Annotated in this window: 24 protein-coding genes; 11 read left to right on the top strand and 13 right to left on the bottom strand. The window is 32.3% G+C overall.

Annotation, left to right across the window (positions count from 1 at the left end):
- Positions 1-96: 96 nt before the first annotated feature.
- The 4 genes from BN1075_RS04430 to BN1075_RS04415 all read left to right on the top strand — a co-directional run bounded on the left by BN1075_RS04430 (position 97) and on the right by BN1075_RS04415 (position 3,014).
- Complete coding sequence (locus tag BN1075_RS04430) at positions 97-1,125, top strand: NAD-dependent epimerase/dehydratase family protein (protein WP_052406383.1); 1,029 nt, start codon at positions 97-99, stop codon at positions 1,123-1,125.
- Positions 1,126-1,243: 118 nt separating this feature from the next.
- The gene (locus BN1075_RS04425; RefSeq protein ID WP_040191883.1) at positions 1,244-1,741 is read left to right on the top strand and encodes a hypothetical protein; all 498 of its coding nucleotides are present in this window, start codon (positions 1,244-1,246) and stop codon (positions 1,739-1,741) included.
- A gap of 130 nt (positions 1,742-1,871) precedes the next feature.
- On the top strand, positions 1,872-2,381 hold the full coding sequence (locus tag BN1075_RS04420) for a GNAT family N-acetyltransferase (protein WP_040191882.1): 510 nt from the start codon (positions 1,872-1,874) through the stop codon (positions 2,379-2,381).
- A gap of 15 nt (positions 2,382-2,396) precedes the next feature.
- A complete protein-coding gene (locus BN1075_RS04415) occupies positions 2,397-3,014 on the top strand; it encodes a non-canonical purine NTP pyrophosphatase (RefSeq protein ID WP_040191881.1) in 618 nt (205 codons plus the stop codon).
- 196 nt (positions 3,015-3,210) lie between these two features.
- Here BN1075_RS04415 and BN1075_RS04410 read toward each other — a convergent pair whose 3' ends face one another.
- Entirely contained in the window at positions 3,211-3,654 is a 444-nt protein-coding gene (locus tag BN1075_RS04410; protein WP_040191880.1) for a MarR family winged helix-turn-helix transcriptional regulator, read from the bottom strand.
- Between the two features lie 751 nt (positions 3,655-4,405).
- Here BN1075_RS04410 and BN1075_RS04405 point away from each other — a divergent pair.
- The 3 genes from BN1075_RS04405 to BN1075_RS04395 all read left to right on the top strand — a co-directional run bounded on the left by BN1075_RS04405 (position 4,406) and on the right by BN1075_RS04395 (position 8,991).
- The gene (locus tag BN1075_RS04405) at positions 4,406-6,664 is read left to right on the top strand and encodes an ABC transporter ATP-binding protein (RefSeq protein ID WP_040192358.1); all 2,259 of its coding nucleotides are present in this window, start codon (positions 4,406-4,408) and stop codon (positions 6,662-6,664) included.
- Positions 6,665-6,671: 7 nt separating this feature from the next.
- Positions 6,672-8,630: an ABC transporter ATP-binding protein gene (locus tag BN1075_RS04400; protein ID WP_040192357.1), complete on the top strand. Its 1,959-nt coding sequence runs from the start codon at positions 6,672-6,674 to the stop codon at positions 8,628-8,630.
- A 160-nt stretch (positions 8,631-8,790) separates the two neighbouring features.
- On the top strand, positions 8,791-8,991 hold the full coding sequence (locus tag BN1075_RS04395) for a hypothetical protein (RefSeq protein WP_040191879.1): 201 nt from the start codon (positions 8,791-8,793) through the stop codon (positions 8,989-8,991).
- Between the two features lie 104 nt (positions 8,992-9,095).
- On the opposite strand, the gene BN1075_RS04390 is transcribed toward BN1075_RS04395, so the two are convergent.
- The 12 genes from BN1075_RS04390 to BN1075_RS04340 form a co-directional block, all read right to left on the bottom strand.
- Positions 9,096-9,629 carry a hypothetical protein gene (locus BN1075_RS04390; protein WP_052406382.1) on the bottom strand — a complete coding sequence of 178 codons (534 nt, stop codon included), beginning with the start codon at positions 9,627-9,629 and terminating at the stop codon, positions 9,096-9,098.
- An 89-nt stretch (positions 9,630-9,718) separates the two neighbouring features.
- Positions 9,719-9,934 carry an SdpI family protein gene (locus BN1075_RS21075; protein ID WP_197072272.1) on the bottom strand — a complete coding sequence of 72 codons (216 nt, stop codon included), beginning with the start codon at positions 9,932-9,934 and terminating at the stop codon, positions 9,719-9,721.
- Positions 9,935-9,994: 60 nt separating this feature from the next.
- Positions 9,995-10,315: a hypothetical protein gene (locus BN1075_RS04385; protein WP_148315457.1), complete on the bottom strand. Its 321-nt coding sequence runs from the start codon at positions 10,313-10,315 to the stop codon at positions 9,995-9,997.
- A complete protein-coding gene (locus BN1075_RS04380) occupies positions 10,302-10,577 on the bottom strand; it encodes an autorepressor SdpR family transcription factor (protein ID WP_040191876.1) in 276 nt (91 codons plus the stop codon). The genes BN1075_RS04385 and BN1075_RS04380 overlap by 14 nt, the downstream gene beginning before the upstream one ends.
- Positions 10,578-10,605: 28 nt before the next feature.
- A complete protein-coding gene (locus tag BN1075_RS04375) occupies positions 10,606-10,920 on the bottom strand; it encodes a hypothetical protein (RefSeq protein WP_040191875.1) in 315 nt (104 codons plus the stop codon).
- A 137-nt stretch (positions 10,921-11,057) separates the two neighbouring features.
- Positions 11,058-11,516, bottom strand: a complete 459-nt coding sequence (locus BN1075_RS04370) for a hypothetical protein (protein WP_040191874.1) — start codon at positions 11,514-11,516, stop codon at positions 11,058-11,060.
- 280 nt (positions 11,517-11,796) lie between these two features.
- The gene (locus BN1075_RS04365) at positions 11,797-12,720 is read right to left on the bottom strand and encodes a hypothetical protein (RefSeq protein WP_040191873.1); all 924 of its coding nucleotides are present in this window, start codon (positions 12,718-12,720) and stop codon (positions 11,797-11,799) included.
- Between the two features lie 206 nt (positions 12,721-12,926).
- The gene (locus tag BN1075_RS04360; protein WP_197072271.1) at positions 12,927-13,559 is read right to left on the bottom strand and encodes a Crp/Fnr family transcriptional regulator; all 633 of its coding nucleotides are present in this window, start codon (positions 13,557-13,559) and stop codon (positions 12,927-12,929) included.
- A 198-nt stretch (positions 13,560-13,757) separates the two neighbouring features.
- The gene (locus BN1075_RS04355) at positions 13,758-14,216 is read right to left on the bottom strand and encodes a gamma-glutamylcyclotransferase family protein (RefSeq protein WP_040191871.1); all 459 of its coding nucleotides are present in this window, start codon (positions 14,214-14,216) and stop codon (positions 13,758-13,760) included.
- A complete protein-coding gene (pcp, locus tag BN1075_RS04350; protein WP_040192355.1) occupies positions 14,216-14,857 on the bottom strand; it encodes a pyroglutamyl-peptidase I in 642 nt (213 codons plus the stop codon). The genes BN1075_RS04355 and pcp overlap by 1 nt, the downstream gene beginning before the upstream one ends.
- 331 nt (positions 14,858-15,188) lie before the next feature.
- Entirely contained in the window at positions 15,189-16,118 is a 930-nt protein-coding gene (locus tag BN1075_RS04345) for a DUF979 domain-containing protein (protein WP_040191870.1), read from the bottom strand.
- A 14-nt stretch (positions 16,119-16,132) separates the two neighbouring features.
- Positions 16,133-16,804 carry a DUF969 domain-containing protein gene (locus tag BN1075_RS04340; RefSeq protein WP_040192354.1) on the bottom strand — a complete coding sequence of 224 codons (672 nt, stop codon included), beginning with the start codon at positions 16,802-16,804 and terminating at the stop codon, positions 16,133-16,135.
- A 219-nt stretch (positions 16,805-17,023) separates the two neighbouring features.
- Here BN1075_RS04340 and BN1075_RS04335 point away from each other — a divergent pair, with 219 nt between their 5' ends.
- The 4 genes from BN1075_RS04335 to BN1075_RS04320 all read left to right on the top strand — a co-directional run bounded on the left by BN1075_RS04335 (position 17,024) and on the right by BN1075_RS04320 (position 19,690).
- A complete protein-coding gene (locus tag BN1075_RS04335; RefSeq protein ID WP_052406381.1) occupies positions 17,024-17,263 on the top strand; it encodes a hypothetical protein in 240 nt (79 codons plus the stop codon).
- Positions 17,244-17,555: a YbjQ family protein gene (locus BN1075_RS04330; protein WP_040191869.1), complete on the top strand. Its 312-nt coding sequence runs from the start codon at positions 17,244-17,246 to the stop codon at positions 17,553-17,555. Before BN1075_RS04335 ends, BN1075_RS04330 begins: the two co-directional genes overlap by 20 nt.
- A 160-nt stretch (positions 17,556-17,715) precedes the next feature.
- A complete protein-coding gene (gene bioA, locus BN1075_RS04325; protein WP_081911488.1) occupies positions 17,716-19,146 on the top strand; it encodes an adenosylmethionine--8-amino-7-oxononanoate transaminase in 1,431 nt (476 codons plus the stop codon).
- 4 nt (positions 19,147-19,150) lie between these two features.
- A complete protein-coding gene (locus tag BN1075_RS04320) occupies positions 19,151-19,690 on the top strand; it encodes a hypothetical protein (protein ID WP_040191868.1) in 540 nt (179 codons plus the stop codon).
- Positions 19,691-19,716 lie beyond the last annotated feature (26 nt).

Below are 19,716 nucleotides of genomic sequence, written 5' to 3'. Positions count from 1 at the left end.
ATAAGAATTCATTTTTGTTAAGGCTGTAATGTAGTAAAATTATATATTATATCAAAGAAATTTTTGAAGATATATGAAGGAAGGATGAAATTTGGTATGGATAAAAAGGTTGTTTTAGTTACTAATGGGACCAGTTATGTAGGGGCATGGATAGTTAAGTATCTGCTAGAGGATGGTCATCAGGTAAGAATTACAGTTGAAAATAAAGAAGAAGTTGAAAGTTATAAATATCTTTTAGAATTATCGGAGCAGACAACTGGTACTATTGAAGCTTATGATGGGAACTTAATGAATGAGGGAAGTTTTGATGAAGCTGTTGAAGGTGCTGAAATAGTAATTCATACTGATTATCAAACCTTCAGTAATTTTGTTGACGCTGAAAAGGAAGTAGTTCAGCCAGCAGTGAAGGGTGTTAAAAATGTTTTTGAAGCTATAAACAAAAGTTCTTCAGTAAAAAAAGTTGTGGTAACAGGAAGAATGGATTCCATTTATTGTGATAGATTAGAGTTTACTGAAAGAGGAAATGTTCCCTTTGATGAAAAGTGTTGGAATACTGCAAGTACATTAGATTATCAGCCATTAAGCTATGCTAAGACTTTATCAGAAAAGGCTATTTGGGACGAATATGAATGTCAAGAGCAGCATAAATATGAAGTTGTAGTTATAAATACTGGAATTTTGATAGGACCGTCAGTTACTAATACACCAGAGTTCCCTAGTGCGGTTATTGTTAGAAACATGGTTAATGGTGCATTGGGTGCAGGGACTCCAGAAATTTTTGATGCCTTTGTAGATGTTAGAGATGCAGCAAAAGCTCATATTTCAGCTGCTTTTAAGGAAGAGGCTAAAGGACGATTTATTGTTTCGGGAGGGATTGCTACCTTCTTAAATATTGCTAAGATAATAGAAGGAAAATATCCAAAGAAATTTAAATTACCTAAGAAAAACATTCCGAAGTGGATGGTTTCTTTTAGTGCTTCAAGAGCAGGTGTTTCAAAAGAATATGTCAAAAGAAATGTTGGGTGTCCAATAAAGGTTAACACAACTAAGAGTGAAGAGATACTTGGCCTTGAGTATACTTCGTTAGAAAAATCGATATTAGATCAAGTGGAACAACTTCAATAGATTTATAAGGATAGCTTTGAAAGCTGTCCTTTTTTATTTAAAGGGAGTTTAAGCTATTATTTTTTAGATAATAATGTTGTTAAACGGAGATAATATTTGTAGGGAGGTAATATTTTATATGAAAAAATTTATATGTTTATTATTAACTGCAATAATAATATTTTGCTTATCAGCTTGTAGCTCAAATAAGAAAAATAAAAACGAAACTGAAACTGTACCAGAAGAAGTTAAGGAAGTTACTGAAAATAAGCCTGATAAGTCATCTAAAGAGCCCATTGTTAAAATTGAGGAGCTTCCTCTGGAGGTTAAGATTTTAGAACCAGATTCAATCGGAACACGATATATGGAAGCTACCTATAAAAATGATTCCAAATATCCGATAAAAGGATTAAGTATAACGGTTTTATTGAATGATAAAAATGAAAAGACTTATTTAGCTGTTTATGATAGTGTATTACCGGGGGAGACATCACCAAAATTCGAAACCTTTGCTCCTGAGACTGGAAAGTCAGAGGACTATGAGTTTCTCACCTATGAAATAACTGTAGCAAAGGATGAATATAATACAGTTCATATAATTTATGATGTAAAAACTCAAGAATATAATTGGTTTTAAAGAAAGACCTAGGGTGAAGCCTTGGTCTTTTTATTTTTTTATAAGTAGTAATGTAAATTTATTCAATTGAAGGTATAATTATATTATTAAAACATAAGAGAAATTAATGTGGTTTGTTAAGGAGTAGGTTATGGAGTGTAAGTTAAGAAGAACAAGAGATGAAGATGTTATTAGAGTAATGGAGATTATAAAACAAGCACAAGAATATTTTAAGGCAAGAAACATTGACCAATGGCAGAATGGATATCCTGAAAAAGAGGTAATAAAAGCAGATATTCAAAGTGGTTGGAGTTATGTTTGGAAAGAAAAAGATAAAATTGTCGCAACAGCAGCTATTTCTTTTGATGGAGAACCAACTTATGATGAAATTTACAACGGGGAATGGCTTAGTTCTGGGGAATATGCTGTAATTCATAGAATATGTGTTGATAATGAATATAAAGGACTTGGATTAGCTTCACAAATTTTGGATTCAGCTGAAAGCTTATGTGTTGATAGAAATGTACATAGTATTAAAATTGATACTCATAGAGAGAATATTTCAATGCAAAAATCTCTTATTAAAAATGGATACAAGTATTGTGGAATTATTTATTTAGAAGATAAAAGCGAAAGAGTAGCTTTTGAAAAAATATTTTAAAAGAGGAATGATGATATGAAGCTGATATATGGTACAAAAAATCCAGCTAAGTTGGAATCTATGAGGAGGATACTGAAAGAGCTTCCTATAGAGGTGGTTGGATTAAATGAATTATCTGTTGAAATAGGGGAGGTAGAGGAAAGTGGAAATTCTCCCTTAGATAATGCAAGGCTTAAGGCTGAAGCTTATTACTCTGTCTTAAAAGAACCTGTATTTTCATGTGATTCTGGGTTATATATTGACGGCTTGGATGAGGAAAGACAGCCAGGGGTTTATGCAAGACGTGTAAAAGGTAAGACTTTATCCGATGATGAAATGATTAAATATTATGCTGGGATTGCTAAAGAGTTTGGTGGTAAGGTGACAGCACAGTATAAAAATGCTATTTGTTTGGTAATGAGTAATAGTAAAAGTTATGAATCTATGGATGAGGATATTAGTTCAGAAAGATTTATTTTAACTGATAAGCCACATCCAGTTAGAATTAAAGGTTTTCCGCTAGACTCAATATCTATAGATGAAAATACTGGTGAATATTACATGGATATTAAGAATGAAGAAACAGAAAGTGATATGATTGGCAAGGGATTTAGAGAATTTTTTGCAAAAGTAATCAATAAAATAGAACCCTAGGAAGTGTAATCTGTGCCTAGGGTTCTATTATAATTTTTCATGAAAGTTGAATTTAAGGGGAGGATTAAATTTATTCTAAATTAAAAATCAAAATTATCTGGGTCGGGTCCTATCCTTAAATCTTTATTTAAGCTATCTATTTTCAAGAGTAAATTAAAGAGGTATGAAACAACAGAATTTGTTTCATACCTCTTTTTTAACTTAATTTATCAAGAATATGATGAAAGGTTTCTAGAGCATCACCTAAATTGGCAATATCTTCATCATTTAGCTCAGAGAGTTTATTTATTAAAGCTTTTATTGCAAAATCTCTCTTAAGTTTAAAGGTTTCTCTAGCTTTTTCAGTTACTTCAATTCTTAAAATTCTTCTATCTTTAGGATCTTCATACCTATTAACATAACCATCTTCAAGGAGTTTATCTATTATTGGAGTCATATTTGATTTGGAAATGCAGAGCTCTTTTCCAATAGCAGATACAGGACTAGGTCCTTTTTGTGAAAGAAAGAATATTACCTTGGCATGGGATGGTGGAATAGGGAATCCCTTCATAAACTCTTCAGGTTTAAGAATTTTTTTATGCAATAGCATTACTAACCCAAAGAATTGTTCAGATACTTTTGTTAGATTTTTTTCATCCATAACGAAGTCTCCTTTACGTAAAAGTGTTTTAAGTTAGTGTCAAACTTATTGATTTGAAAACACGAACTTACTCCACTAAAGGTATAATTAGTGGAAAATTTTTAGCAAGAACTAAAATCTTAGATTTAGGTTCTCAAGCTTACTCATTAGAAGGAATGAGTAAATATATATTAATACATAATTATTGTGAAAAAATGCAGGTGCTTAAGTTGAATCAAGACTAAGAATATATCCAATTTATAATTTAGATTTTTTAGTACCACTTCTGAAAATTAGTAAGAAGTACTTCTTCACTTATGTAAACTATATCAATTTAGGATAAATAAAAAAGCCATAGGCACTATGCAAAAGGAATTGCATAGATTGGTTATTAGTTGTAATAAAAGTTTAATTAGATTATCTAATTTAGATGATTTCCTTAACTATAAAATAACATACAACGACTTATTCAAGCAAATTTAATAAAACAATTAGTTAATATATTATTAATTAGTTTTATATAAAATAATTATTGACTTAGAATAGTTATAAATATATAATTATTCTATAATAATAACGGTAAAATATCAACCCTTAATCCTAAGATAATTTGGCAAGAGTATTATTTGCTATGACTAGGAAATTATAATAGGGAACTCCTTTCAATATTCATTCAAAGGAGTAAGTTTGCCTTAACCAAATCAAAGATTTGGAGGCTTACTTAATGATTAATTTTATAACTTTAGCTTACTTAAAGGGAGTGGAGGAAATCATGTTTAAGTTAATAAAATACTTAAAAAAGTCTATAGTACCAATTATGATGATAGTTGGATTACTAGTAATTCAAGCAACTTGTGATCTTTCTTTACCTGAGTACACTTCAAACATCGTCAATGTTGGTATACAACAAGGCGGAGTTGAGGAGGTTGCTCCAAAGGTAATAAGAGAAAGTTCACTGGAAAATTTGAAATTGTTTATGAGCGATGCTGATATAGAAGAAATTTCAGCTAGTTACTCTAAATTAGAGAAGGCAAGTCTTTCAAAAGAGGAATATGATAAATATTTAAAGAAATATCCTTCTTTAGCAAATGAAACTCTATATGAACTTAGTGTTACAGATGAAGACACTATAACAAAATTAAATGGTATCTTTGGAAAACCAATGCTTATCATTTCAATGTTTGAGGATGAAACTAATGAAAAGACTCAAGCACTAAAAGAGAAAATGTTAGCTCAAATGCCGCCTCAGGCAAATATTGATCCTAATACTCCTCTTATAGATTTAATTAAGATTATGCCTAAGGAACAGCTTGTGGCAATGAAGGATGAATTCAATAAGGGATTCGAACAGCTTCCGGAATCTATGATTGGGCAGGCTGCTACAACTTTTGTAAAAAATGAGTATGAGGGTATTGGAGTAAATACTGATAAATTACAAACTAATTATATCTTAACTTCAGGTGCTAAAATGCTTGGTATAGCATTACTAAGTATGGCAGCTACAATTAGTGTAAGCTTCCTAGGTGCAAGGGTTGCAGCAAGTCTAGGAAGAAGATTAAGACAGCAGGTATTTGCCAAGGTTATTAGTTTTTCAAATAATGAGCTTGATAAATTCTCAACAGCTTCATTAATTACTCGTAGTACAAATGATATTCAACAGATACAAAACTTAATGGTTATGCTTCTAAGGGTTGTATTCTATGCTCCAATATTAGGAGTTGGTGGTATAATTAAAGTTTTAAATACAGAAACTTCAATGGCATGGATTATTGCAGTAGCAGTAGTTGCGATATCTGCAGTAGTAATTGTACTATTTAGTGTTGTAATGCCAAGGTTTAAAAGAGTTCAGTCTTTAATTGATAAAGTTAACCTTGTAACTCGTGAAATTCTTACTGGTATGCTTGTAATCCGTGCGTTTAGTACTGAAAAGCATGAAGAAAAGAGATTTGATAAAGCTAATAAAGATTTAACTAAAACAAATCTATTTGTTAATAGAACTATGTCAATGATGATGCCTATCATGATGCTTATTATGAACGCTATTACAATATTAATAGTTTGGAACGGTTCCCATGCGGTAGATGCAGGAACAATGCAGGTTGGAGATATGATGGCATTTATCCAATATACAATGCAGATTATCATGGCATTTTTAATGATTTCTATGGTTTCAATAATGCTTCCAAGAGCTGCAGTTTCAGCAGGACGTGTTGATGAAATATTAAACACTGAACTAGCAATTAATGATCCAGTAGAACCAGTTAAATTTAAGGAAACTGAAAAAGGTATCCTTAAATTCAAAGGGGTTTCATTCAGATACCCTAATGCGGATGAAGATGTATTAAGTGATATAAACTTTACTGCAAGACCAGGTGAGACAACAGCCTTTATAGGAAGTACTGGAAGTGGTAAATCTACATTAATAAACTTAATACCAAGATTCTATGATGTAACTGAAGGTGAAATAATCTTAGATGGAGTTAATATCAAAGATGTAAGCCAGCATGAGCTAAGATCTAAGATAGGATATGTGCCTCAAAAGGGTATGTTATTCTCTGGAGATATTGAAAGTAATATTAAATATGGTAAAGAAGAACTTTCAGATGAAGCCATGAAAAAAGCGGCTGAAATTGCTCAAGCTAAAGATTTTATTGAAGGAACTCCACAAGGATATGAAACATCAATAGCTCAAGGTGGAACAAACGTATCTGGAGGTCAAAGACAAAGACTTTCAATAGCAAGAGCCATTGCTAAATCTCCAGAAGTTTATATTTTCGATGACAGCTTCTCTGCTTTAGACTATAAAACAGATGCAGCTTTACGTAAGGCACTAAATAAAGAAACTAAGAACAGTACAGTTCTTATTGTTGCTCAGAGAATTAGTACAATTCTTCATGCAGACCAGATTATTGTACTTGAAGAAGGTAAAGTAGCTGGTATTGGAACTCATAAAGAGCTTATGAAAAATTGTGAAGTATATAAGCAGATTGCACTTTCTCAGCTTTCAAAGGAGGAGTTAGATAATGAGTAAACCAGGTATGGGAAAAGGCCCAATGGGCGGAGGCGGTCCTCATGGAATGATGGGCGGTGGACAAAAAGCCAAGAACTTTAAAGGTACTATGAAAAAGCTTTTAGTGTACCTAAAACCATATAGTATATCGATATTTGCAGTAATATTATTTGCAATTGGAAGTGCAGCCTTCTCAATTGTTGGACCTAAAATATTAGGAGAAGCAACAACAACTATATTTGAAGGATTAGTTGGAAAGGTTACAGGTTCAGGCGTAGGAATTGATTTCACTTATGTAAGTAAGATATTAATTTTCTTACTAGGATTATATATAGTAAGTGCAGCCTTCTCCTTTGTACAAAGCTTTGTAATGTCAGGAGTTTCTCAAAAGGTTTCATATAGATTAAGAAAACAAATTTCTGAAAAAATAAATCTAATGCCTTTAAAATATTTTGATACAAAAACTCACGGTGAAGTTTTATCTAGAGTTACAAATGATGTAGATATGATGAGCCAGAGCTTAAACCAAATCATGACTCAATTTATCACATCAGTAACTACTCTTATCGGGGTACTTATAATGATGATCTCCATAAGTGGAGTTATGACTGTGGCAACTATATTAATGCTTCCTTTATCAGCAGTGTTAATATCATTTGTTGTTAAAAGATCACAAAAATTCTTCAAGACTCAACAGGAATTCTTAGGACATGTAAATGGTCAGGTAGAGGAGATTTATGGAGGCCACAATATAGTTAAGGCCTTCAATGGTGAAGAAGATGCCATTCGTGAATTTAATAAACTAAATGACCAACTATATAACTCAGCATGGAAATCTCAGTTCCTTTCAGGAATGATGATGCCTATCATGACATTTATAGGTAACTTAGGTTATGTTATGGTTTCAATCCTGGGGGGATACCTTGCAATTAAAGGTTCAATTACAGTTGGAGATATTCAGTCTTTCATTCAATATGTAAGAAGTTTCAACCAACCAATAGCACAAACTGCTCAGATTGCAAACTTAGTTCAATCTACTATGGCAGCGGCAGAGAGAGTTTTTGAATTCCTTGATGAGGAAGAAGAGGATCAATTTGCTGAAAACCCTGTTAAGATTAATAATCCAATGGCAGGCGTTGTAGGAAGAGAATTCCAAGAAGAAAGTAACAAGAAGTCTCATCACCATAAAGAAGCAGAAAGAGAAGTAGCGGTGGTTAATGAAGATGAGATTATTGAAATAGAAGGAAGTGTACAGTTTGAAAATGTTCACTTCGGATATTCAGAAGATAAAATTATCATTAATGACTTTACAGCTAACGTTAAACCAGGTCAGAAGGTTGCAATTGTTGGGCCTACAGGTGCTGGTAAGACTACAATGATTAAGCTTTTAATGAGATTCTATGATGTTAATAGTGGAGCAATCTTAATAGACGGCCACAATATTCAAGATTTCAACAGACATGACTTAAGAAGTATCTTTGGTATGGTTCTTCAAGATACATGGTTATTTAATGGTTCAATAAAAGAAAATATCAGATATGGTAGACTTAATGCAACAGATGAAGAAGTAATAGCAGCAGCGAAAGCAGCTAACGTTCATCACTTTGTAAAAACTTTACCAGATGGATATAACATGATATTAAACGAAGAAGCAAGTAACGTATCAGCTGGTCAAAAGCAGCTTTTAACTATTGCTCGTGCAATCTTAGCAGATCCTAAGATTCTTATCTTAGACGAGGCAACAAGCTCTGTTGATACTCGTACAGAGGTTCTAATCCAAAAGGCTATGGATAACTTAATGAAGGGCAGAACAAGCTTCGTTATAGCTCATAGATTATCTACTATCAGAGATGCAGACTTAATCCTTGTAATGAAGGATGGAGATATCGTTGAGCAAGGTACTCATACAGACTTACTTGCTGCAGGTGGATTCTATTCTAATCTTTATAATAGTCAGTTTGAGGATTCTCATGAGGAAGCTGTATAAAGTGATCGAAGCATGATGATGAAAAATGAATAATGATAATGAAGAATTAATGAGGAAATCCAGCTTTGCTGGATTTCTTTTTTTAGTTTAAGATAAAACTATATGGGAAGAGTTGTTAATATATATTATAATAGGTATATGAGTTTATGGGGGGAAGGTTATGAATTTAGAAAAATTAAAAAAGCGAAGAACCATGTGGATGGCTGCAACAGTTTTATTTGCTATTGCTGGTTTGGGTATGGCGGCAGAAAATGTAAGATTGGCAATAGCTAATTTTATTGTAAGTGGAATTTATGCAGTTATATTTATTAAAAGCAATGCCAATATTAAGAAGCTTGAAGCAGAGGGGAAAGAGTCATAAAGAATAATTGATTTGTGAATAATTAAAAATACATAATAAAAAAGAACTGAAATCAGTTCTTTTTTATTTTAAATTAATAATTGTTAATCAGTTTAAAATAGGGATTAAGGTAGTTTATAAGGGTGACGGTTTAGACCATCCCATAAAGCTGAAATTAATTTACCGGTTCTTAAGGTTGCACCTGTTACTGTATCTACATCCTTAACTACATCAGCAGGTTTGTAAAGAATATTTATATCAGATATAGTTTTGCCAATTAAAGCATCTGCAGCCTGTTGATATTGTTCTCTGATTGCTTTAACTACACCAGTTGCGGCTTCATCAAGGTAGTTTTCGCCTTTGTAAGATAAAGCACGGTATTTGATTGACTCAAATTTTTGGTCCTTTAGAACGAATTCAATGGAGATTTGGTTGACGTCACCATCAACATATGAGCCTCTATACGTTCCATTCTCATAATCTGTGCCTAATACTGTAGATCCATCATTGATGGTATCTTTACCTGTAGTTTCATTTGTAGTGGTGCCATTATTAGTAGCAGTTTTGTCTGTAGTGTTTGTATCTGGATTAGAACCACAGGCGGTTAAAAGACACATTGCAGATATAACAAGTGTTAATGCTAATTTTTTAGATTTCATTATGTAACCTCCTTATTATAAAAAATTAGGGTTATAGATATTTTGTGTAGTTAAGAGTTTTATATTCAAAAAAATAGATGCAGCAAAAGCTACATCTTATACTTTTTGTAATAAAACCATAGGGAATACAAGCTTGGGATGAGTACCCAAGAAATAATTCCAACACCAGCCACATATTGTGATTCGAAGAAAAATGAACTGATAATCATTAAAATACCTATTGGAAAAGCTAAATATCCTGTAATTCTATGAGCAATTCTCCAAGTATCCTCATCTCGTATTGTCCAAGGTAATCTTAAACCCATATATCTGTTAAAAGGAATTTTAGGAGAAATATTACCAAAAATCATAATAAAAATTGCAAGTCATATAATAAGAAACTTGTCAGAAGTTTCAGCAGCAATAGTAACAGAAGGTGAAATAAGATAGTATGTTCCAAGAATAATGAATATAGCTATAATCAATCTGTTCATGGAACGCATAGTTCTTACCTTAGGGTTATCTTCTGAAAGTTTTGCTACTTTAGGCATATTTAAATCTAGTAATAGTAAAGTTATAATTAGTAGTCCTATAAAAATAGCCTTTGAGGTTTTTGCATCAGAAATAAAGAAACTTAATATAATGATGGTCAAACTTGCAATTAAAAAGAAACATCGCGTAAAGTCAAGATTTTTAACTTTCATCATTTTTACCTCCATTAATTAAATCTAGAAAGCCACCTAGAACTTGTTGTAGTACAGTGGTATTTATTGAATAGATGACAAATTGGCCCTTTTTTTCTGAAGTAACCAGCTCGGCTTCTCTTAAGATATCTAAGTGCTTTGAGATAGATGGCTTTGACATATTAAACTTATCAGCAATCTCTCCAGCTGTCATATCACCTTTAGACAGGAGACTAAGAATTTCTCTTCTAGTGGCATCGCTGATTGCTTTAAAAACTTTACTCAAGGTTATTCTCCTTTCACTGGTTATATATTTAGGTTAGAAAAATAATATTTAATATTATTATAATTAAGTTAAAGACAACTAATAAAATTGCAACACCAGTATATTGATTCTTCTTTTGTCCTATAGGCTTTGAACCTAAGTAAGCCAAGAGACTGATAGCTAAAAATGATATAGATAGATAAAGAAGTTTTGGTGCAGAATTTGAAATTCCACTAGCATTTACTTGGATGCCAACCTTATCAGGAAGAAATGGATAAGAAACTAGATTAATTACTAAGGTACTGATAATTGCCGTAAACTGGATTAAATTAGATTTATTAAGTTTGAATTTTGAATTATTCATAAAATCACTCCTAAATTATATATTTAGCTAATTAGCTAAATAACTATGTTTTAAGTATATACATATAAAAAAAGATTTGCAATAGATTTGCAAATCTTTTAATAGAAAAAATTTGGAGTAAAATTTAAGTAAGTTTATCAATCTTCTTCATCCATAAAATCTAATATTTGTTCAAGCTGGGCCTTAGTAATAATATTATTATCATATAGATAATCTAATAAATCTTTGTCGGTATAAGGAACTTCTGTTGTCTGATCTACTTCATAATCATCAATAGCGGTATGAATGCTCATGATATCTTCATAAGTTAAAAATCCTTTACTTCTTAAATTAAGCATGGCATCAACTAAGTGAGGATATTTTGAATGAGCTTCTCTTGCTATCATATTTTTTTCCTGCTGTGTCATTGTATCAAGTTCTTCAAAGAGTGATTTTTTAGTTGATGCTTCATCTGCCTCCATAAAGGTTGGTGATTCAAAGGAGGTTTTTTCTGTTGAAGACATTTTATTTACTAATGATGGACCTAGAAAAGAAAGGCTCGTTAGAATACATAATAGAACGACCATGAATATGGCATCAATATATTTATTTTTCATATTATTCCTCCGTTCAACTTTATACTGTTAGTCTTAACAAATTTGGATAATATTATTTATAGAACTTAAAGATGGCATGAGAAATTAATATGAAATAAAATTTAAAATAAAAAAGGAGGTCACTTAAAGTGTGACCTCTGTTTGCAGGAATCAATTTTTAATTGATTTAGGCAATACATGAATAATTACTGTACAATTTTATAGTTATTCCTTCAAAGTAGTAGAAGGAGTTTTATTAGTTAATAATTAAATTATTATAAAAAGTAAAATTTAATTAGTTTTAATCGCAGTCTTCTGAATCAGATTTATCATGATGTTTATGGTGTTTGTCGTGATGTTTGTCATCATGTTTTTTATCATGATGATCTTTGTCATGATGCTTTTCATCATGATAATTTTCGGATTTATGTTCTTTATTTTCAGATTCAGTTTTTTTGTTTTCTTTGCCTTTTGATGGTGTTTTTTCTTGTTCATATTCTTTAATTTCAATTTCTTCAACTTCTGTTTTTTGGAAGAATTTGAATGGGCCTTTTTTCTCTTTAGTTTGTGGAGCTACTTTTTCTTCAGTCTTTGGTTGAGCTTTTTGCTCAGTTTTTGGCTGAGGTTTTTGTTCTTGCTTAGGTTCTACAGTTTTAGCTGGTGTTTGTTCTTTAGCTGGAACTTGTTCCTTATCAGGAGTTTGTTTTTCTTCAACCTTAGGCTGAACTTTTTGTTCTAATTTATTTTCAGGTTGTTTTTGAGATTCTTTTGATTTTTGTTCTTGTTTATTTTCTTTAATTTCAAGTTTTTTCTCTTCTTTTACTTCAGATTGTTTTTCAATTTTTTTAGATTTTTCTTCTAGCATTTTACCTTTTGTTTCACCTTGTTGTTGGCCGCCACCAGGTTGTTTTTCCTGTTGCTTAGATTTCTGTTCTATATTTTGTTGTTTTTGTTCTGGTTTTTGTTCACCAGGTTTTTGTTGCTGACCACCTTCAGGTTGGTTAGTAGTTCCTTTTTTATTTTGCTGGTTATCGTTTCTTTGTTCAGTTTGGCCTTCCTCATTAGCTTTAGGATAGTTCCAATTCTTTTGTTTATCTTCCTTTTGCGGAGCATCAGTAATAACTTCTTCTGGTAAGAAGGTATTATTATTGTTCATTCCGAAAGCTAATGTAGATGAAGCTGCAAGAGTACTAGCTAAAGCTAATACTAGTAAAGATTTTTTCATCATAACACATCCTTTGCATATAAATATGAATTCCACCTTATGTAAATAGGGGGATGTGACTCTAAAAGGTATTTTTAGATGTCACAAATAGACTTTAATAATTTTTAAAGTCTTTGGAAGCGTAGCTTCAATAAAGTCTAGTAAAACTCGTCCTTAGTTTGTGTTATGGTAAAAAAAATATGTAGTTTAAATTTTTCCAATTGAAGTTATTCCGATAAATTTTTTAAAGCTTCAATATCTAATATTTTTATGCGTCTATTTGAGGTATCAATTATACCTTCAGCTTTTAATTCGTTCAGAACTCGAGTTACGGTTACTCGAGAACAGCCAATTATATTACCTAGGACTTCATGGGTAAGATATACATCAAGTTCATAGAAGTCTATAGATGAATTAGTGGTGCTTCTTTGAGCCATTAATCTTGAAAGGGCAGAACAAATCTGAGCTTTAGGTGATCGTTTTAAAAGGTCTCCCATTTGAAAAAGAGATATTTGATACTTTCTTAAGATACTTTGGAAAAGATATCTATAGTCCATTGGATGAGAGATTAAATAGTTTTGAAGTACCTCATTATCAATAAAAGAAATTGTAGTTGCTTCTAGAGGAACTGGAGTTATATCAATATGAGGATAAAATAAACTCTCTTCTCCATAAATTTCACCAGGATTTAAGAAAAATAATATTTTTTCAAGACCACTTTTAGTATAGATGCAAATCTTTAATCTTCCCTCTGTAACAATGGCGAGTTTAGAATTAGGAAAGTAGTCAATCTGATCATTTTTTTTATAGCTTTTTTGATTTCCGAGAGGTGCAATTTCATTTAAATAAAAATCTTTCATTTTGGTTTGAGGTGTATGGTTAAAATATTCTTCGTACATATATAAATCATCCTTTAAGTTAAAATAAAATATTATATAGACTTTGTTGTGTATATGTTATGTAATGAAGTTAAAAATAAACATCAGCGCACTTGTTAGAAGAAAAACAGACTAAAAACCCTACCATTGCTTAGAATGATAGGGTTTAAAACTAATTTATTATTTAGAAGTAAGCTTAGGAGAAATACTTAGCATGTATTCTTTCCAGTCACCCATTGGAAGATAAATTGCATGGTTGTTAAATTCATTATGAGTATGTTGTTCATATTTGTATACATAACATTCTTCATCTTCATTAGTTTCTAAGTTTTTAACTGTCATAACAGTTCTAGTATATTCATTTAAAGATGTATCTTCAGCAGAGTGGTAACCTTCCATCTTATCCATAGGTACTATATCTTTATAGAAATCATTCATTTCCATAATTTCACCGATAACTTCATCATCACCATCAAGAAGAGCAGGGTAACCCTTGTGAGACAGGTGATAAAGCTTACCTTGAACCTTGGCTAAGGTCGGCTTTGAAACTTTACCATTTAAATATTTGTCGTAGTTGAAAAAGCCTTCTCTTAAGCTTCCATATACAAATATCTTTTTTTCTTCTGTTGGTTTTATCATTAGCAGATTGTACCTCCTACTGTTTTAATATCTTCAGTATTATTTACTAGTGCTTCAATACAAAGCTCAAGACATTTTGATATATCTTGAAGGCTCATGAATGGCATGTTTGGCTTTGCCACAACTTGGTTTGGAATATATGGAACGTGAATAAATCCACCCTTCATTCCAGGATATTTTTTGTCAGCCAGATAAAGCACGTTATACATCATGTGATTACATACAAAGGTTCCTGCAGTGTTTGAAACTGCTGCTGGATATCCATTATCAATCATGTTTTTAACCATAGCTTTTATTGGAAGAGTTGTGAAGTATGCAGGAGAACCATCTTCCTTTATAGGAATATCGATTGGCTGATTTCCATCATTATCTTTAATTCTTGCATCATCAATGTTTATTGCTACTCTTTCTGGAGTTACAGTGAATCTTCCACCAGCTTGCCCAACACAAATTACTGCATCAGGGCTATGTTCACTTATGAATTTTTCCATGACTTCAGCAGATTTATTGAACACAGTAGGAATTTCTACCTTTATAATTTCAGCACCAGCAATTGTGTCAGGAAGTAATTTTACAGCCTCTAGAGCTGGATTTATTGATTCTCCACCGAATGGATCAAAACCACTTATTAAAACTTTCATGTATTCCTTTAATGAAGGATTTACCTTCATTAAAGTTCACCTCCTTAAAAATATAATCATTCTATAATAAATTTTGAGTTATGTTTATTGAAAATAAAGTAGAAATACTCTTATCTACAAATTTAAAAAGCTATAAATAACTTAAAAGTCTGCAGATAAGAGTAGATGCTATCGGTAATACAATTATACTATATAAATTTAACTTGTCCTATAGGAGTTCAATTCCAACATGTCCAAAATATTAAAGAAGACTATTGTTTCGTTAATAAAAACAATTAGAAAAACCAAATTCTATGGAATAAAGTTAATATTTAAGTTTATTGAACTGCGATTAGAATGCTAAGAAGTACATTAAGAATATGTGTACTACTAAAAGAATTATAGCAATAGGAAATTGATGCTTAATTATAGCATTTTTATCGTCAATCTCTAAAAGTGCTGCAGGCATGATGTTGAAATTAGCTCCCATTGGAGACATAAGAGTTCCGCAGTATCCAGCAGTCAGAGCTAAAGCACCAGCAATGGCAGGGTTAGCCCCTTGGGCAAATACGAAAGGAACACCAACACCAGCTGTTATTACAGCAAAGGCTGCAAAAGCATTACCCATTATCATTGTGAATACAGCCATTCCAATGCAGTAAGCTGCAGAACCGATTAATAAGTTTCCAGCAGGAATAACAGTAGAAATTCCTGAAGCGATAACTTCACCAACACCAGCAGCTGTGAATACAGCGCCAAGAGCCGTTAATAATTGAGGCAATATACTTACAGGTCCAACAGAGTCAACCATTCTAACTCCATCTTCAATGATATATTTTGGATTAGCTTTTAGAACAACTAAAGTTATTAATATTGCGATAACAGCAGCAATACCGATAGCAGCAGTTCCGCTGATTGTAGTGAATTGTGCAACAGCTAAAGCTACTACGGCAATTACTACAGGTGGTATAAACACTTTATTTTTTAGCTTTTCAGCTTGATTTTTTGCAAATTCACCATCTAAAGGCTTAGCTGGAAGCATTTTAACCTTTTTAGAAGCTGTTAAGCATCCAAGAACAATTAAAAGTACACCAACAAGGTTTGCAGGGATTAATTCGCCAAAGGCAAATACTACACCAAGGATTGTCCAGAAAATAGATGTACCAATTCTAGCTTGATGTTCTTTATTTGTAAAAGTATAAGCTGCAAGGGCAATCATTAAGAATCCTATTAGCGCGTAGAATACATCTAGTAAAAAATCAGATAATACTTGCATATTCATAAATGATTCCTCCTCTATTTATCTTTCTTTGAATATTTTTTTATAAGAGATTTATCTAGCATATGGTTTTGAACTATAACCATTATGAATAAAATAACAGCAACAGGAATTGATGCCATAGCTACATCCATACCTTCAACTGCATACCCTTGCTCGCTTAGGGTGCTTGCAATAAGAAGAACTCCAGAACTTGCCATAAATAGGTTTTGACCAAAGAAGTTCCCGTAGTTGTCCATAGCAGCTGCAGCAGCACTAATTTTATCTTGATCTTTCTTTTCTATTTCACCAAGGCTGTTTGTAGCAGCACCTTGTGCCATTGGGTTAACTAATGGTCTAACAAATTGAGGATGGCCACTCATTCTTATTGATAGAGCAGCAGCAATTTGTCTAACTAAAGCATAAACTGTTAACAGTTTTCCAGCTGAAAGAGATTTTGCTTTACCTATAAGTGTAGCGGCTCTCTCTTTAAGTCCGAACCTTTCACACATTCCGATAACAGGAAGTGTTAAGATGAAAAGTGTGATTGCTCTTTGAGCCACGAAGGTAGATCCAAGAGTAGTTAATATTTCATTGATGTCAAGACCAGCAACTAGACCAGTTAAAACACCAGCTGAAAGTACAACAGCGATTGTATCTAATTTTAAAGTAAATCCAATAATAACAATTAAGATACCTATTAATTTAATCATTTGTTCATCCTCCTTTAAAAAGATATAGTTATCTCTAAGCAGATTATATACTCAAAAAAATAAAAATTCTGTATATGCAGATACAGACATGATTATTAGAAATTTTTATAGTTTTTAGTTAAATAAATTAATTTAATTAAATTAGAAAATTAAGATTAAATAACATGGAAATCGTGATAAAATTTAAATATATGTTGTATAAATACATAGAAGGAGATGAGAAAGCTGGGGAAAATAATATTAACCATTGTTATTACAGGACTTTTATTGATAGTTGCTGTGGCTTACTTTTTGACTGCAATGATTTTGGCGGCAGAATCAGTAATGACCGCTAAAATAATAGGAATAATATTAATGGGTGTAGTTATATTTGTTGGCGGAGCAATAATTTACAACATGATAGAAAGAATAAAAGAGATTAAAGGAGGAGAAGAAGATGATATTAGTAAATACTGATTATATTTCAGGTAAAGAATTTGAAATGTTAGGAATGGTTAAGGGGTCAGTTGTTTGGTCTAAAAATGTTGGTAAGGATATCATGAGTGGGTTAAAAACTTTTGTAGGTGGAGAAATCACAGGTTACACAGAAATGATGAATGAAGCGAGAGCTATTTCAACTAAGAGAATGTCACAAGAGGCAGAAAGTCTTGGAGCAGATGCAGTAGTAAATATTAGATATGCTACAAGTTCTATACTTAATGGTACATCAGAGGTAATATGTTACGGAACAGCTGTGAAGTTTAAATAAATATTTATAAAGGTATATCTAGAAAGCTGGCAGTAATGCCGGCTTTTATTTTTTAATATTGTAAACTGATTTGTGAAATTAAGTTGACAATTGTAAACTAAGTTAATTATAATAGTTTACGATGAGTGTTATTGATAATTAATGATGGGAAGTGTACATAATGAGTGTAAAGAAGAACGATGAACAACAAATCTGTAATGAAAAGCTAAAAGAATTAAAGAAAACACAAGATAAAAGTATAGAGGTAAGAAATTTAGTGGAAATGGATTTAAACCATATATGGCATCCATGCTCCCAAATGAAGGATTATGAGGAGCTTCCACCAATTGTTATAGAAAAAGGAAGAGGAATTAATCTTTATGATGTTAATGGCAAAGCTTATGTAGATGTGGTTAGTTCCTGGTGGTGTAATTTATTAGGTCACTGTAATGAAAGAATTAACGGAGCTGTTAAGAAGCAGCTGGATAACTTGGAACATGTTATTTTTGCAAATTTTACCCATAGACCAGCCATAGAGCTTTGTGAAGGTCTTTCTAAAGTGCTACCAAGGGGATTAACTAGATTTTGTTTTACGGATAATGGATCCTCTGCTATCGAAGCAGCAATGAAAATGAGTTTTCAGTACCATTATCAAACTGGTAATCCTCAGAAAAAAAGGTTTATGGCATTATCAGATGCATATCATGGAGAAACCGTGGGAGCCCTTTCAGTAGGTGGAGTTGATTTGTATTCACAGATCTATAAACCAATGCTTATGGAAATCGTCAGAGTTGAGGCACCGGATTGTTTCAGATGTAAATACGGAAAGTGTAGAGAAAACTGTAATGCAGAGTGTTTTGAGGCGGCAGAAAAAAGCTTCGAGGAGTTTGGAAATGAGGTTTGTGCCTTTATGGTTGAACCGCTTATTCAAGGAGCTGCAGGAATGAGGATTTATCCTCCAGTTTACTTGAAAAAATTAAGAGCAGCTTGTGATGAATATAATGTACATCTTATTGCAGATGAGATTGCAACAGGTTATGGAAGAACAGGGAAAATGTTTGCCTGCGACCATGCTGGAATAAGTCCGGATATTATGTGTCTTTCAAAGGGGATTACAGGCGGATATATGCCAATGGCTGTAGCAGTAACAACTGATGAAATTTATAAGGGCTTTTATGCAGATTATAGCGAAGGAAAGGCTTTTATGCATAGCCATACCTATAGTGGAAATCCTTTGGCTTGTTCTGCGGCAGTGGAAGTCCTTAAAATCTTAAATGATGAAAAGATAATTGAAAGAGCTAATGAAAGAGCACCCTTCTTTAATAAGATCATAAAGGATAAGCTATTAAATCATAAGAATGTTGGAGAGATTAGAAGCCTAGGTCTTATTAATGCAATTGAGTTAGTTGAAGATAAGGAATATATGAAAGGCTTTGATTCAAAGAGAAGAGTTGGATATGAAGTATATAAGAAAGCCTTAGAAAAGGGTGTTGTATTAAGACCTTTAGGAGATGTTATCTATTTTAATCCACCATTAATTATAACTGAGAAAGAGATGGAACATGTTGTAGAAGTTTGTTTAGAATGTATCATAGAAGTTTTGGGAGAGTAAAATTATGAGGTTTAAAACAAATGAATTAACATTAATAGGGATTTTAGCAGCTATTATAGCAGTTTCTGGCTTATTTAAATTACCAGGAATATTTCCCGGGACAGAATTTCAGTTATCAGCACCGATTGCTGTAGCAATTTTGGGATGTTTTGGATTTAAAAGATATATTTTGGCTGGAATTGTTGCTAGTGGAATAACCTTTATAACAGGAATTCATACAGTTTTAAATGTAGTAACAGCAATGAGCTTCAGAATTGTGGCAGGTGGAGTTGCCATGGTTATTGGAAATGGAGCTATTGGGCTAACAGCAGCAGGACCAATTGGAACGGCAGGAGCACGGTTTGTTTTAGCTGGAATCACTGGTGCAGAGGTTTCAGCTTTATTAGCGGCGGCATTACCTGGGATGTTGTACACTGCAGTGTCATCTTACATTTTAAGTGTAGTTCTTAGAAAAATAATCCAGCAAACACCTTTTAAAGAGTATCTTTGGGAGGAGAAAAAAGTGTTAATAGGAAGTAAATCAAAGTCTTATATGTTGAAATAGGAAGAAAGGAATGGAACTGCTTTGGA

This window comes from Clostridium culturomicium, assembly GCF_000821305.1.
In the GTDB taxonomy this organism is placed as follows: domain Bacteria; phylum Bacillota; class Clostridia; order Clostridiales; family Clostridiaceae; genus Clostridium_J; species Clostridium_J culturomicium.
Note: the sequence above shows the minus strand (reverse complement) of the source record. Positions and strands in the feature narration are given on the sequence as shown.